Source organism: Gammaproteobacteria bacterium, assembly GCA_032250735.1.
Classification (GTDB): domain Bacteria; phylum Pseudomonadota; class Gammaproteobacteria; order SZUA-152; family SZUA-152; genus SZUA-152.
Map to the genome: position 1 here is coordinate 15444 of JAVVEP010000016.1, position 14675 is coordinate 30118.

The 14675-nt window shown below is 59.6% G+C and carries 15 protein-coding genes; 10 read left to right on the plus strand and 5 right to left on the minus strand.

Annotated features, from left to right (window positions below):
- Positions 1-8: 8 nt before the first annotated feature.
- Positions 9-875: a sulfotransferase domain-containing protein gene (locus RRB22_10210; GenBank protein MDT8384779.1), complete on the minus strand. Its 867-nt coding sequence runs from the start codon at positions 873-875 to the stop codon at positions 9-11.
- Between the two features lie 289 nt (positions 876-1164).
- On the opposite strand from RRB22_10210, the gene RRB22_10215 reads away from it, so the two are divergent.
- The 3 genes from RRB22_10215 (at position 1165) to RRB22_10225 (ending at position 3909) form a co-directional block, all read left to right on the plus strand.
- Positions 1165-1683: a L,D-transpeptidase gene (locus RRB22_10215; GenBank protein MDT8384780.1), complete on the plus strand. Its 519-nt coding sequence runs from the start codon at positions 1165-1167 to the stop codon at positions 1681-1683.
- Positions 1680-2609 (plus strand): carbohydrate kinase, encoded by a 930-nt coding sequence (locus RRB22_10220; protein ID MDT8384781.1) that lies wholly within the window; start codon positions 1680-1682, stop codon positions 2607-2609. Before RRB22_10215 ends, RRB22_10220 begins: the two co-directional genes overlap by 4 nt.
- 154 nt (positions 2610-2763) lie before the next feature.
- Positions 2764-3909, plus strand: coding sequence for an adenylate/guanylate cyclase domain-containing protein (locus tag RRB22_10225; GenBank protein MDT8384782.1), 1146 nt, complete (start codon positions 2764-2766; stop codon positions 3907-3909).
- Between the two features lie 10 nt (positions 3910-3919).
- On the opposite strand, the gene RRB22_10230 is transcribed toward RRB22_10225, so the two are convergent.
- On the minus strand, positions 3920-4441 hold the full coding sequence (locus RRB22_10230) for a SprT-like domain-containing protein (protein MDT8384783.1): 522 nt from the start codon (positions 4439-4441) through the stop codon (positions 3920-3922).
- A 242-nt stretch (positions 4442-4683) separates the two neighbouring features.
- Between RRB22_10230 and RRB22_10235 the strand changes: the two genes are divergently transcribed.
- From RRB22_10235 to RRB22_10265, 7 genes are all read left to right on the plus strand, one after another.
- Entirely contained in the window at positions 4684-5610 is a 927-nt protein-coding gene (locus RRB22_10235) for an ABC transporter permease (protein MDT8384784.1), read from the plus strand.
- The gene (locus RRB22_10240) at positions 5607-6455 is read left to right on the plus strand and encodes an ABC transporter permease (GenBank protein ID MDT8384785.1); all 849 of its coding nucleotides are present in this window, start codon (positions 5607-5609) and stop codon (positions 6453-6455) included. Before RRB22_10235 ends, RRB22_10240 begins: the two co-directional genes overlap by 4 nt.
- 113 nt (positions 6456-6568) lie before the next feature.
- Positions 6569-7621 (plus strand): beta-N-acetylhexosaminidase, encoded by a 1053-nt coding sequence (nagZ, locus tag RRB22_10245; protein ID MDT8384786.1) that lies wholly within the window; start codon positions 6569-6571, stop codon positions 7619-7621.
- Between the two features lie 286 nt (positions 7622-7907).
- Positions 7908-8162, plus strand: a complete 255-nt coding sequence (locus RRB22_10250; protein ID MDT8384787.1) for a hypothetical protein — start codon at positions 7908-7910, stop codon at positions 8160-8162.
- Between the two features lie 129 nt (positions 8163-8291).
- On the plus strand, positions 8292-9167 hold the full coding sequence (locus RRB22_10255) for a DUF692 domain-containing protein (protein ID MDT8384788.1): 876 nt from the start codon (positions 8292-8294) through the stop codon (positions 9165-9167).
- The gene (locus RRB22_10260; protein ID MDT8384789.1) at positions 9155-9937 is read left to right on the plus strand and encodes a DNA-binding domain-containing protein; all 783 of its coding nucleotides are present in this window, start codon (positions 9155-9157) and stop codon (positions 9935-9937) included. Before RRB22_10255 ends, RRB22_10260 begins: the two co-directional genes overlap by 13 nt.
- Positions 9938-10084: 147 nt before the next feature.
- Entirely contained in the window at positions 10085-11422 is a 1338-nt protein-coding gene (locus tag RRB22_10265; GenBank protein MDT8384790.1) for a YihY/virulence factor BrkB family protein, read from the plus strand.
- A gap of 5 nt (positions 11423-11427) precedes the next feature.
- Here RRB22_10265 and RRB22_10270 read toward each other — a convergent pair whose 3' ends face one another.
- The 3 genes from RRB22_10270 to RRB22_10280 all read right to left on the minus strand — a co-directional run bounded on the left by RRB22_10270 (position 11428) and on the right by RRB22_10280 (position 14606).
- A complete protein-coding gene (locus tag RRB22_10270; GenBank protein MDT8384791.1) occupies positions 11428-12708 on the minus strand; it encodes an FCSD flavin-binding domain-containing protein in 1281 nt (426 codons plus the stop codon).
- A gap of 66 nt (positions 12709-12774) precedes the next feature.
- Positions 12775-13086, minus strand: a complete 312-nt coding sequence (locus RRB22_10275) for a cytochrome c (GenBank protein MDT8384792.1) — start codon at positions 13084-13086, stop codon at positions 12775-12777.
- A gap of 350 nt (positions 13087-13436) precedes the next feature.
- On the minus strand, positions 13437-14606 hold the full coding sequence (locus RRB22_10280; GenBank protein MDT8384793.1) for a cation:proton antiporter: 1170 nt from the start codon (positions 14604-14606) through the stop codon (positions 13437-13439).
- Between the last annotated feature and the right edge of the window lie 69 nt (positions 14607-14675).

The window sequence follows — 14675 nt, forward strand, 5'->3', positions numbered from 1 at the left end:
TGGTAGCCTTAGGCCTCGATACCGAAAAAGGCGAGGCAATCGGGACTGAGTCGTTGCCGGGCCCGGTCGAGAATGCGCTGCTCCTGTTCAGCGGACAAGGCGCTCTTCCCGTCGCCGATCTGGCCTTTGCGAATAAATCCACCGGGCTTGAAGACGGCCTCGCCGGTGCTGTCCTGTCGTGCGAAGCGAATCGTGTTGGCCTTCATCCACTCGAAGGAACAGAGTGTCAGTACCCGCGCACGCTGTGGCGCACCGAGCTCCCAGCCGAGAAAACCGAGGATGCGATCCAGCCCGGCATCAAGGTCCTGTTTCAGGTCTTCGTAGCGCAGCCATAACACATTGTCGTCATTGCGATGCGGCCACCAGCTGCTGACGTTGCGATACCAGCTTTCATAGTGCAGCCATTCATCCAGGAAGGCATCGAAGTCTTCGGTGTGGCGGATATTCATGCGTGCCTTTGCCGCATCGGTCATATCCCTTTTGTGGTGATAAAAACTGATGCAGCAGTCGCGTGGGTCGCGTGAGGTGAGGATGAAGCGCGCGGTGTCGATGCCGGGGGTCTGTTCATAGGTGCAATGGGTCTTGAAGATGCGCGGCGCGGGCAGGGCCTCATAGTCGGCGAGCACCTCCGACCAGTGCCGCCCTGCGCGCGGCAGTTCCAGCCAGGGCACCACCTCATCGATGGCGTGAAACCGGTCGTCACCACCGCAGCGCAACTGGTGCAGGATCTGCTGCATCCAGGTGGTGCCTGCCTTGGGCGCCGTGGTGATGAGCACGTCGCCGGGGCGGGCCCGAAAATGCGCCAGTATGTAGGGATCATGGGTGGGGTCGGGCTCGCCCCATTTGGTGTCGATGTGGTCTGCGGGGGTTGTCATGCGGATCTGAACCTGTGGTTGTCGGTGATCGTGGCGGCTTCGCGCTCATTCGCTACTGCGTCGTGCGGATGACGGTCTGCAGTAGTGCCATCTCAAACTGTTTTCTTCATGTGCGATCACCGGGCGACATTTTATATCCTGTTTCAGCGCGCATCTCACAGCCTAACGCGTATCTCAACAGCCTAAGGAATACCCCGGGCACGTGCAAGGCGCGGTTACGGTTTAGGGTGAGTTGCCGTATATTGTTGCTATCAAACATTGGACATCAGACATCGATAGGGTAGTGCGTGTGAATACCGACAGTATCATTGTTGTCGATCTTGCCGAGCAACGCCTGCAGTTGCGCTCCGACCATCAGCTGCGCATGGAGGTGGCGATTGCGACGGCCAGCAACGGCCCTGGCGAACAGATGGGCAGTGAGTGCACGCCGCGTGGCTGGCATCAGGTGCGGGCGATGATCGGCGCCGATGCGCCGGCCAATACGGTGTTCGTGGGGCGGCGCGCCACCGGCGAGATCTATTCGCCGGCCCTGCGCGAGACGTTTCCGGATCGCGACTGGATACTGACGCGGATACTCTGGCTGTCCGGTCTGGAGCCGGGCAGGAATCGTCTGGGGCCGGTGGATACCATGCGGCGTTATATCTACATTCATGGCTGTCCCGATGAGGATGTGATGGGCGTGCCCGGTTCGCACGGTTGCGTGAAGATGCGCAATGCCGATGTGGTGGCGCTGTTTGACGCCGTCGCGCCCGGGGTGAAGGTGTATATCGGTGATCCGGCCGAGATCGACAGTGGACCGATGTCATGACAGAAAGCACCCCAACAAACAGGCCGACGTTTCCAGCCGGGGCGCGGCCGATCATCTTCGGCGAGGTATTGTTCGACTGTTTTGCCGATGGTCAGGCGGTGTTGGGTGGCGCGCCCTTCAATGTCGCCTGGCACCTGCAGGGTTTCGGCTGTGCGCCATTGATGATCAGCAGCGTGGGAAGCGATGCCCTCGGTGACAAGGTCTGCGCCACCATGCGCGAGTGGGGGATGGATGTCGCGGGCCTGCAACGCAGCGAGCATTACCCCACGGGTCAGGTGACGGTGCATGAGCAGGACGGCCAGCCGAGCTACGAAATTGTGCCCGGGCAGGCCTACGATCATATCTCCGCACCGGCCGCCCTGGCGGCGGTGGGGCAGCAGCCGGCGGCCCTGGTCTACCATGGCAGTCTGGCGCTGCGGGAGGCGGCCTCGCGGGCGGCCCTGGATTCCCTGTTGCAGTTAGATGGCCGGCAGTCCGGGCCACCGGTTTTTCTTGACCTCAACCTGCGCGCCCCCTGGTGGGAGCCGCCACGGATCGAGCAACTGATGCAGCGCGCCCGCTGGCTGAAGCTCAATGACGAGGAGCTGTGCGAGGTCAGCCGTCGGCCGTTGACCGAGGGGCCCGAGCTACAGGCCTATGCAAAGACCCTGTTTGCAGACTGCGCGCTGGAACGGCTGATCGTGACCCGCGGGGCGCAGGGCGTCTTTGTGGTGAGTGCGGAGGGACTCGCGGAGGGCCGGCCGGTGGCGGCCAATGCCATCGTCGATACCGTCGGCGCGGGCGATGCCTTCAGCGCGGTGACTATCCAGGGGATTCTGCAGGGCTGGTCAATCGCCTACACGCTGGATCGCGCCCTGGCCTTCGCCGCCAGGATCTGCCAGCAGCGGGGTGCCACCGCGCAGCACCCGGAGCTGTATCGGGACTAGTCCCCTCGTCGCTCAGCGTGAGCGCCTGCACGCGCCTGAATGCCGCCCGGTTGCCGGTCGATACGCAAACTGTGAGCCACGTCACAGTGTGGCTGACGACGCATTCCGATACCGGTGGGAAGATCATCACACTTCCTTACCGGGTACCGGCGACATGACATCGATTGAAACTACCCATGGCCATATTCTGGTTGTCGATGATGAAATCACCAATCGTGACATTCTTCAGCGGATGCTGGTGCGGCAGGGCTACAGCGTCTCGCTGGCCAGTGGCGGCCGTCAGGCGCAGGAGCTGATCAGGCTCAATGCCTATGACCTGGTGCTGCTGGATATCATGATGCCCGAGGTGGACGGCATCGCCGTGCTGAAGGCGGCGCGTCAGCAGTTTTCCATGACCGAGCTGCCCATTATTATGGCCACGGCCCTGGACGAGACCGACCAGGTCGCCAACGCCCTGAGCCTTGGCGCCAATGACTACCTCACCAAGCCCTTTAATAAAAAAATCCTGCTGGCCCGGGTCCATACCCAAACGGCCCTCGCCCAGGCCTACAACAAGGCCATCCATCTGGCGGAGGATGTTTCCCGACGCAACAAACTGCTGCTCAAACTGTTCGGCCGCTATGTGACCGATGAGGTGGCGAAGAATCTGCTGGAGTCGCCGTCGGCCAGCAAAATGGGCGGTGAGCTACAGAAGGTCGCCGTGCTATTCGCCGATATCCGCAACTTCACCGAGATCTCCGAGCACCTGCCACCGGGACGGGTGGTGGAGATGCTGAACAATTTCTTCGATGTGATGATCGACGTAATCCGTAAATACCGTGGCACGGTGGACAAGCTGATCGGCGACGAGGTGCTGGCCACCTTTGGCACCACCCGGGAACGCCCCGACGACACCGAACGCGCCCTGGCCTGTGCGCTGGAAATGCAGCTGGGGATGGCGGCGGTCAATGCGCGGAATCGCGCCAGCGAGCTGCCGGAACTGAAGATGGGCATCGGTATCAACACCGGGGATGTGATGGTAGGCAACATCGGTTCCGAAAAACATTCCAACTACAGCGTCATCGGCAAACACGTGAACCTCGCCGCCCGCATTCAGGGCTGTGCCGCGGGTGACGAGATCATGATCTCGGAATCGGCCTTTCTCGGCGGGAGGCTGGAGGTGTGGGTGGACGGCAAGCGTGAATTCACGCCCAAAGGTATCGACCATCCGATCATCGTCTATCGCCTGTCCGGTCTGGGCGGGCGCTACCAGTTGAGCCTTGAGCGCAACGTGCCGGAGATCAGCGCCTACCGCGCCTGAATCACCCGGGCTAGGGCCGCTGCAGCAACTCCCCGTTACACCGGCGACAAAAATAGTGGGACTGCCCCCTGGCTATTCTATTGTGGCGTATGGTCGTCAACTGATGGGTCATGCAGTCACAGACATAACTGAAGCGACGCTGCCGTTTGACCGGTATACCGTCAAGATCATAGTCCCCCGTCACCCGGGGTTCCGCCCCCAGGGTCTGCATGATGGATTTCCATTCCCGGCCATGCGGCCGGATTCTCTTGAGCCCGAATAACACCTGCGTGACATAGTGTGCCACTTCGTGGGGCACCGTGTTGTCGAGGCTGTCGGCAAAATATTTTGCAAAGATGAAGGGATTGAAGCGCAGCCACTGCTGGCGATGTTTGAAGACATACATGCCCGAGATTCGCCCGCGCAGGTCAAAGCGGATCTCGATCGGCGCGAAGGGCCGGTTGAAGTGTCGTTCGCACTGGCGCAGCAGCTCGGCGACACGGTCGGTCACCGTCTGCTGCTGGCTTGCGGTGATGGGCTGGATGGTCGGCATGTAGGGTATTGGGTCAGGTTATCGGGTCAGGTGTCGGATGTTATGTCGGTTTGTTTTCCAGCCGCTGTCCCGGCGACGCCCGCTGTCAGTCGGCGGCGGATGAGGGCCTATTGTACAAGTGCCGTGGCCAGCGGCAAATTTTCCCTTGCGCGCCCGGCGGTTGTAGAGGGGGGGGGAAACACGCACAATGCAGAAAATTATTTTCTAGGTTTATTGTCGAGACTTATTGTCGAGGGAGTGTTTTGCCGCTGTTGATTTCTCGTTTGGCCAGTGCCGCGGTGGTGATCCTGGGTGTGCTGTGTCTGGTGTTTCTGCTGATCCATCTGGTGCCGGGTGATCCGGTGGAGGTGATGCTGGGTGAATCGGCACAGGCGGCGGATCGCGAGGCGCTACGCCAATCGCTGGGGCTGGATAAACCCCTGTGGGCGCAGTTCGGCAGCTACCTGGGCAACGTGCTGCAGTTTGACCTCGGGACCTCGCTGCATTCCCAGCGTCCGATCGCCGACATCCTGCTGGAGCGCCTGCCCGCCACGCTGGAGCTGGCCCTGGCGGCATTGCTGGTGGCGGTGCTGGTGGCGTTTCCGCTGGGCATGATGGCGGCGGTGAAAAAGGATTCGGCCTGGGATCACGGCGCGATGGCGGTGTCACTGCTGGGGGTGTCTATCCCCAATTTTCTGATGGGGCCGATCCTGATTCTGGTGTTCGCCGTATGGCTGGGCTGGTTTCCGGTGAGCGGCCGGGAGGGGCTGAGTTCGCTGGTGCTGCCGGCCATCACCCTCGGCACGGCCATGGCCGCGATCCTCTCGCGCATGGTGCGGGCCACCCTGCTGGAGGTGCTGGGCGAGGACTATATCCGCACCGCCCGCGCCAAGGGGCTGGGGCCGCGGGCGGTGATCTGGCGCCATGCCCTGCGCAATGCCCTGCTGCCGGTGATTACCCTGCTGGGCCTGCAGCTCGGCGCGCTGCTGGCGGGGGCGGTGATCACCGAGGCGGTGTTCTCGTGGCCCGGTATCGGCCAGCTGGTGATCGAGGCCATCCAGCGCCGCGACTACCCGGTGGTGCAGGCCTGCGTGTTGTTGATCAGCGTGAGTTATGTGCTGGTCAATACCCTCACCGATGTGGCCTACAGCCGGTTTGATCCCCGCGTGCGACTGGGTGGCTCGGCATGAACCGGCCGTACGCGCTGCGGGCGCCGACCGTCAGCGTGGCCACGCTGCTGGGCCTGTGGTTGCCGCTGGCGGTGATCGTGCTGTGGGCCCTGGTGGCACTGCTCGGCCCCTTGCTGCCCCTGGCGCCGGACACCATCGTGTTGCAGCATATCCTGCTGCCACCCGGCAGCGAGCACTGGCTGGGGGCCGATGATCTGGGCCGGTCGCTGGGCGTGCGGGTGCTGGCGGGCGCGCAGACCTCGTTCATCGTCGCCCTGTGGGTGGTGTTGGTGTCCACCCTGGTCGGTACCGGCATCGGCATGTTCAGTGGTTATCTCGGCGGGCGCTGGGACCTGCTGGTGGTGCGCATCATGGACATCTTTCTGGCCTTTCCCGGTATCCTGCTGGCTATCGCCCTGGCCGGTATCCTCGGCCCCGGTATCGAAAACGTGGTGATCGCGCTGAGCGTGGTGGGCTGGGTGGGTTATGCCCGGCTGGCGCGGGCCCAGGTGCTGAGCCTCAAACACCGCGAGCATGTGCAGGCGGCCGTTGCCCTGGGCGCGGGCACGGGGCGGATCGTGTTTCGGCACCTGTTGCCGCTGATCATGGCGCCGCTGATCGTCGAGGCCAGCTTCGGCATTGCGGGTATTGTCATCGCCGAGGCCGGCCTGTCCTTCCTGGGGCTGGGTGTGCAACCGCCCGAGGCCTCCTGGGGCAGCATGATCCGTGACGGCGCGCGCTATCTGCTGGTGGCGCCGCACATGGTGCTGGTGCCCGGCGTGGCCTTGATGCTGGTGGTGTTGTCGGTCAATCTACTGGGTGATCGGCTGCGCGACCGGCTGGATGTGCGTAACCAGAAACGGTAGGTTCGCAGTCTGTAGGGTGTACCCGCGGGGCATAAAGGCATTGCCCACCAACGAGGCTTATATAAACTACGAATGGTGGGCAATGCCCACCCTTGTATGAGGTTTTTTGAAGGATGTCACTCGGCCCCATCATGCTGGACCTCGTCGGACTGGAGATCAGCCCCGAGGAACGCGAAATCCTGTTACACCCGCTGGTCGGCGGGGTCATCCTGTTTACCCGCAATTATGAATCCCCCGAGCAGCTGCAGCAGCTGGTAGCCGCCATCCATGGCCTGCGCGACCCTCATCTGCTGGTGGCCGTGGATCACGAAGGGGGGCGGGTGCAGCGCTTTCGTCACGGCTTTACCTCTCTGCCGCCGGCGGGGATCTTCGGTAGGATCTACGCCGATGAGCCCAAACGGGCCAAGCAGCTGGCCGAGACCTGCGGCTGGCTGATGGCGGCAGAACTGCGCGCGGTGGGGGTGGATTTCAGTTTCGCGCCGGTGCTGGATCTGGATTATGGCGTGAGCACGGTGATCGGGGATCGCGCCTTTCATCGCCAGCCGGAGGTGGTGGGCGAGCTGGCCGTCTCCTACATGCTGGGCATGCAGCGGGCGGGCATGCTGGCCACCGGCAAGCACTTTCCCGGCCACGGCGCGGTGGTGGCGGATTCCCACATCGACATGCCGGTGGATGAGCGCAGCCTTGAGGACATCTATGCGCGGGATGTGAAACCCTTTGGCCGGCTGATCCGCGCCGGGCTGGGGGGCATCATGCCCGCGCACGTGATCTATCCGGCGGTGGACGACAGGCCCGCCTGTTTTTCCGCCCGCTGGCTGAAGTCGATTTTGCGCGAGCGGCTGGGTTTTCAGGGGGTGATCTTCAGCGATGATCTCACCATGAAGGGCGCGCAGGTGATGGGCGATATCGTGCAACGCGGTCAGGCGGCGCTGGCGGCAGGCTGCGACATGCTGCTGGTGTGCAATCACCCTGAAGAATCGGTCCGCCTGCTGGAGCGCCTGGATGCCCCGGCCGATCCGGTGGCCCACGTGCGCCTGGCCCGTCTCCACGAGCGCCACCAGTTCGATCGTGCGGCCCTGCAGCAGAATCCGGCCTGGCAACAGGCGGTGGCGGAGGCGGAGGCGGAGGGGCTGTGCGCGCAGGCCACGGGGGAGCTTGAGTTGTAGGAGGCTATTGTATCTTCTGTTGTAACAATGCCCCGTCCTGTGTGTCAAAGCCTGGTGTGCAGGTCATGGCGAGAGGCGCTCGACCGGAACGCCCTGGGTTGCGCGCAATGCCTGTGAACACAGGTTTATGAATGTTGATTTATAACGAAGGTGATTTTATGGGTTGTCGTGATAGTTGCGGGATAATTTCCTGTCTTAATGATGATGCGTAGTTTGATCGACGCCCAATATTTGTGCTCATACTGTTTATAGTTACTTTTTTAGTCAACCCATGGAGAGAGATACAATGAAAGCAATGAAAACCACCAATGTTGCCCTGGCCATCGCCGCGGCGAGCCTGTTTGCCTTTGCCCCAATGGCAACGGTACATGCCGGCGACGAAGCCAAGGTCCATTGTTATGGCGTCAACAAGTGCAAGGGCAACAATGACTGCAAATCGGCAAGCAATGCCTGCAAGGGTCAAAGCTCCTGCAAGGGCCAGGGCTTTGTCAGCATGTCCAAGAGTGCCTGTGACAAGGTCGGTGGCAAGATCGGCGACTGATCGTTGGTTATGCGTCAAGGAGGCCGGTGTCGCGCAGGGGGATTCAATCACCTCGTGGCACCGGCCTTTTTTATGCGCGATGGTTCGGTTGCGGTTTTCATTAATGTGATGGTGGTTTAGGTTGTAATTGTGCAGACTGAAATTCTTAAAAAACACGACAAACCGTTTCTGGGTTACGGCCTGGGACTGCGGCCGGAGTATTACGACACCATTGTTGACACCCGGCCCGCGGTCGACTGGTTTGAAATACTCTCGGAAAACTACATGGTGGACGGTGGCAAGCCGTTACATTTTCTGGAGCGGGTGCGGGAAAACTATCCGCTGGTGATGCACGGCGTGTCGATGTCCATCGGCAGCACCGATCCGCTGGACAAGGCCTATCTGCGGCGATTAAAACAACTCATCGCGCGGGTCGAACCTCGCTGGGTCTCCGACCACATGTGCTGGACGGGACAGGGCGGCCACAATCTGCATGACCTGATGCCACTGCCGTTCAACGAAGAGGCTATTGCCCATGTGGTGGACCGCGTGCAGCAGGTACAGGATTACCTGGGCCGGCGAATCCTCCTGGAGAATGCCTCCAGTTACGTGAGTTATGCCCAGTCGGAAATGAGCGAGTGGGAGTTCCACACGGAGATCATGCGGCGTGCGGACTGCCTGATGCTGTTCGATGTCAACAATGTCTACGTCAGTGCGCGCAACCACGGTTTTGATCCGCTGGATTATATTCGCGGTGTGCCGGCGGACCGCGTCTGGCAGCTTCATCTGGCGGGGCATGCGGATTATGGCGATTATGTGATCGATACTCACGACCACCCCGTGGTGCAGCCGGTGTGGGATCTGTATGCCGAGGCGCTGAAACATTTTGGCCCGGTGTCGGCGATGATAGAACGCGACGACCGCTTTCCCCCCTTCGAGGAACTGATGGCGGAGCTGGGCGAACTGCGGCAGATTGCCGATGCCACCCTGGACGAAAGGCCGGAGACGCCACCATGCCCGACCTGAAAGCATTGCAGAACGCCTTCAAGCGCAACGTGGTGAACGGTGATGAAGAATTCTCCCAGTACATCATCAGTACCCAGGCGGTGCCCAGCGATGTGCGCCTGGCCATCTACGGCAACGCCTATTATTCCCGCCTGGAAGAGGCGCTGGGGACCGATTTTGAGATACTCAAAAAACTGCTGGGCGAGGAGGTTTTCAGTGAGGCCTGCATGGCTTACATCCATCGTTACCCGTCACGCTATTATTCGTTACGCTGGTTTGGTCAGGATTTTCCCGCCTTTTTAGGCTATCAGGCCGATTCGGGGGAGCATCATTGGCCGGCCGAAATGGCGCAACTGGAATGGAACTTCACTGCGGCGTTTGACGCGGCCGATGCCGAGCCGGTCACGGAAGCAGCGGCGGCGGCCATTCCCCCCGAAGCCTGGCCCGAGCTGCGGATGCGCTTTCATCCCTCGGTGCGGATGATCACCATCTGGTGGAGCACCCTGGCCTGTTGGCGGGCGGCAAAAAACGGGGAATCCCTTCTTGCGCCAGTGCACCTGTCCGAGCCGGCCCAGTGTTTGTTATGGCGTCAGGCATTGCTGACCCAGTACCGGTCACTGGAGGCCGCTGAAGCGGTCGCGCTGCAGGCGGCTTTGTCGGGGGCCGGCTTTTCCGAGATCTGCGGTGCGCTGGCGGAGGAGATGCAGAATCAGAAAATGGTGCCCATGCAGGCGGCCGGTTTTCTTAAGGCCTGGCTGGCGGCGGGGATGATTACGGCGTTTGAGACCTAGGCGGTCTCCTTTCCCTTCTCTTCTCCTCTCTTCCCTTCGTACTCTTTTATGGCGTCTGTTTGCCCTACCTTTTAGGCCGCTATTTTTCTCCGCCTTTATCCTTCAGCCGGCAGGCCCATACGGGCAGATATGCGTTAGACTTACGGCATGATGATCAAGAATTTCCCACAGTGGTTTGAGCATTTACAGCGGGTGCTCTGGATTTCCGATGCAGAGCGGATGTCCAGGCCGCAGGCGCTGGCCCTGGTTGCCGCACGCATCCTGTATCGTGTGGTTGAAGATTTCATGCGCGGACAACTTACCCTGCGTGCCATGAGCCTGGTTTACACCACCTTGCTCTCGATGGTGCCGCTGTTGGCACTGAGCTTTTCGCTGCTCAAGGCCTTTGGGGTGCATAACCAGATCGAACCGCTGTTGCTGAATTTTCTTGCCCCGCTGGGCGAAAAGAGCGTCGAGATGACGACGCAGATTGTGCGCTTTGTGGAAAACATCGGCGTTGGCGTGCTGGGTTTCCTGGGCCTGCTGTTGCTGATCTACACGGTGGTGTCATTGTTGCAGAAGGTGGAAGAGGCCTTCAATTTTATCTGGCATGTGTCCAGTCTGCGCAACCTCCCGCAGCGCCTGAGCGGTTATCTCAGCGTGGTAATGGTGGGGCCGATGCTGATAGTAACGGCCCTGGGTATTACGGCATCGGTTATGAGCAGCGCCCTGGTCACTGAACTGCTGGCCATCGAACCATTTGGCAGCCTGTTCTATGTGCTGAGCAAGGTGTTGCCCTACCTGCTGGTGATCGTCGCCTTTACGCTGACCTATCTGATCATCCCCAACACGACCGTGCACTGGCGTAGCGCCCTGATCGGCGGCACGATTGCGGGCGTGCTGTGGGAGACGGTGGGTTGGGGCTTTGCCTCGTTTATTGTCGGCTCGGCAAAATACACGGCGGTCTATTCAGGCTTTGCCATCGTGATTCTGTTTCTGTTGTGGCTGTACCTGAACTGGCTGGTGTTGTTGCTGGGATCGAGTATCGCCTTTTATCATCAGAATCCCGGTTATCAGACCAGCAGCGGTGCCCGCGCCCGGCTGGGCTTGCGACATCAGGCGGTCATGGCGCTGGAGATCATGCGCCGGCTGGGGCAAGGTTTTCATGGCGGCGACAACCGATGGACGGTGGATGCTCTGGCGGCGGAATTCGCCTTGCCTATGGAGACGGTTGATGAGGTGGTGTCGAGGCTGATCGCGCACAGACTGGTGGTGAAGGCCGGGGATGACTCTTCGCAGCTGATGCCGGGCCGGGATCTGGAAACCATTTTAGTGAAGCAGGTGCTCGATGTGGTGAGCGGGGATTCCCTGCCAGGGCAGGAAACAACCCTGCATGCCGGGCAGCCGGTGCTGGATATTATGGAGCAGATCGATGCCCTGACCGCTGAGCACCTCGCTCAGTTGAGCGTCAGGGATATCATCGAGTCCTCAGCCCTGCCGAAATAAAACCGTCAGGAAAAAATATCCGCAGTAATGGCCTTGTACCAGCCCTCGGCGTAGAGGGCCTCCATACGTCGGGTCTCTCTTGGCGCATCGCGCGGACCGACGCCACCCGCACCCTCCACCGGCATGATGACGTTGTCGGTAAGCCGGTAGACCGCGGCCACTGAAATACCGTAGTCCGGTGTCACCAGGCTATAGCAGGTATTTACCCAGGACGAGGTGCCGACACTTTCACCACGCAGTTCGGCGGCGATTTCGGCGGCGCAGGCCTTGGCCTGGCTGCTGGCGGCATAACCTGATTTAGGCATTTTACCCGCAATACTGGCGTCACCAATGACGTGGATATTTTTGTGCAGGGTCGAGGCGAAGGTTTTCTGGTTGACAGGGCACCAGCCTTTCTCGTCGGTCAGGCCGCTGCTATGCGTAATGGCGGCGGCGGTCTGTGGCGGAATGATATTGATGACGGCAGCCTTATGCGCCTCGTCCCCCGTATGCACCGACATCTGCCTGGTATCGACACGCGTCACCTTGCCGCCCTGAGAACCGGGCACCCACTCAATATGGTCCGGATAGAATTCATCCCAGGCATCCTGAAATAGCGGCTGCTTGGAGAATTTATCCTTCGCATCAAGAATCAGAACCTTGGAGCGGGGTTTATGCTGTTTCAGATAATGGGCGATGAGGCTGGCGCGTTCATATGGCCCCGGTGGACACCGAAAGGGGTCTGCGGGGGCGGCGATGATGACGACACCGCCATTGGGCATGGCTTCCAGCTGCTTGCGCAACAGGGTGGTCTGTGCTCCCGCCTGCCAGGCGTGTGGCATGACCTGGCTGGCGGCCTGGTCATAGGCCTCGATCGCATTCCACTGAAAATCGATGCCCGGTGACAAAACCAGCCGATCATACGCCAGTGTTTTGCCGCCTGCGGTGTGAACCTTTTTGCTATCGGGGTCTATGGTTTTGACGCTATCGTGGACGATATCGACGCCGTGCACTGTGCGTAATTTTTCATAGTTATGGGTAATGAAGCCGATCTTTTTCAGCCCCCCAATCACGGCATTGCTGAAGGGGCAGGTGATAAAGGTCGGTTCGGGTGCAATCAGGGTGACGGTAAGTGAAGGATCAAAACGTTTAAGATATTTTGCACAGGTGGCACCGCCAAAGCCTCCGCCCACAACAATAATCCGGGCGCTGGACCGGGAGAACGAGAGCGAGGGCATGCCGAATGCGCTCAGCGCGGATGCAGCCCCTAACCACTGTAAAAAACGGCGACGGTCCAAGGTGTTCATGATGCACCTCCTGGTGTTGTTATTGCCGTAACTGCAAATAAACAACTGCCAATAAATAGCCTGATGTTAACGGCCGGCCTCAAAGTACCCGGCCATGAGTTTGATCTCCTCATCGGTGTAGCCCTTGGCGATGCGATTCATGACGGTGCCCTGGCGCTGGTCCGTCTTGAAGGCCTGCATGGCGGAGATGATGTAGCTGCCGGGCAGGCCTTTCAGGGGGGGTATCGGTCCCGGGCTGGCGCCATCCGGGCCATGGCAGCCTGCGCAGGGATTGGCCAGCATGGCCGGCCGGTAGTCGGTGGCAAGGCTGTTGCCTGTGGTGAACAGGAACAGGCCGCCAACGAGGGCAATCAGGGTTTTATGATTTTTTTGTTTCATGACGTCAGCTCCCCCGTATTCATCGTTATCGGTACGAATCAAACTGATGATGGTGGTCAAGATCATGTTTCTATAGGTCGAGGCCATGTTGGGACGACAGTGAGACCACGTTGAGACTTCATTGAGACTTCATTGAGACTATGCATAAAGGTTCATGCTCTATCCCGCATGCCATATGTTGGATACCTTGTTCGATACCTTGTTCGATACCTTGTTCGATACCTTGTTCGATACCTTGCCGGATCATGTGCTTTTGTGAGGCTTGAAACCATTTTTTTAATCTATTTTAGCTATAGACCATAACAATGGGTTTTGCACCCTGTTGAAGCACTAAATTTTTCCCAAGGGGCTCAGTCTCGTCGGAGGCTGTCGTCGATGGCAATGGGTGTCGGGTAGTGCCTTACGATGACGTAGGAAGAGACGATAAATGTCAGCAGGGTGGCCAGCTGAATAAGGGCAGATGCCGCGTCACTGATGATGTGCAATTCCAGTGCGAGCACGGCAATCAATAACGAAAACTCGCTGATCTGACCAAGACGAACGCCGATTTCGCTGGAGCGATCCGCTGCCTCGCCGGAGCCGCGCAACAACCAGCGAAACGCCAGAGGTTTTCCCAGCAGCACAAGGGCGGCCAGCAGGATGGCGGGAATAAAAATGGTCGACAACATTCGCAGTTCAAAGCTGGCGCCCAGTGAAAAAAAGAAAATAATCAGAAAGAAGTCTCGCAAGGGCTTCAGGCTTTCACCGACAAATAGCGCAATGGGGTTTCGGGCCAGGGCGACCCCGGCGAGAAAGGCGCCAATCTCGGTGGAAAGTCCCATCGCTGCGGCAAGTTGGGCAAATCCCAGGCACCAGGCAATGACCAGAAGAAAGATATATTCCTGGATTTTATCGAAGCGGGCGACGAGTCGGAGCAGGATGTAGCGTTCCAATAGATAGGCGATGCCGATGAGTGCGGGCAGCGCGGCTATTCTCAGCACGATCTCTACCCAGGGGAGGCCGCCCTGGCCGGCGGTCTGTAACAATAGCAGGATGATGATGGCGATGATGTCCTGTAACAGCAAAATGCTGATGATGATTTCGCCGCTGCGTTTGTGGTGCAATACCGTTGTCGGCAACAGTTTCAGGCCAATGATGGTGCTGGAAAAGGTGAGGCTGGCGCCGATAATCAGGCATTCGGTGGGGGTGAATCCGAATGCCCAGCCGACACCGGCGCCGACAATGGCAAACAATATCGAGCTTACGCCGGTGACCAGGGTGGTTTTCTGAATCAGCGGAATCAGCTTGGCGAGTGGCAGGTTGAGGCCGAGCAAGAACAGCAGAAACATGATGCCGACGTGGGAGATTTGTTGGATCAACACCGGGTCGCTGACCAGCCCCAGCACTGACGGGCCAAATAAGACACCCAGAAAAATGTAGGCGACCAGCAGTGCCTGGCGGGCGTACAGGGCGATCGTGGCGGCTATGGCGGCACCGACAAAGATCAGGAAAATGGTGAATACGAGGGGGTGTTGGTGCATGATTTGCGATACGTGGTTTTTAGTATCACTAAAGGTAGTCTATCTGCCACTAAAGCGATAGCCAAAATC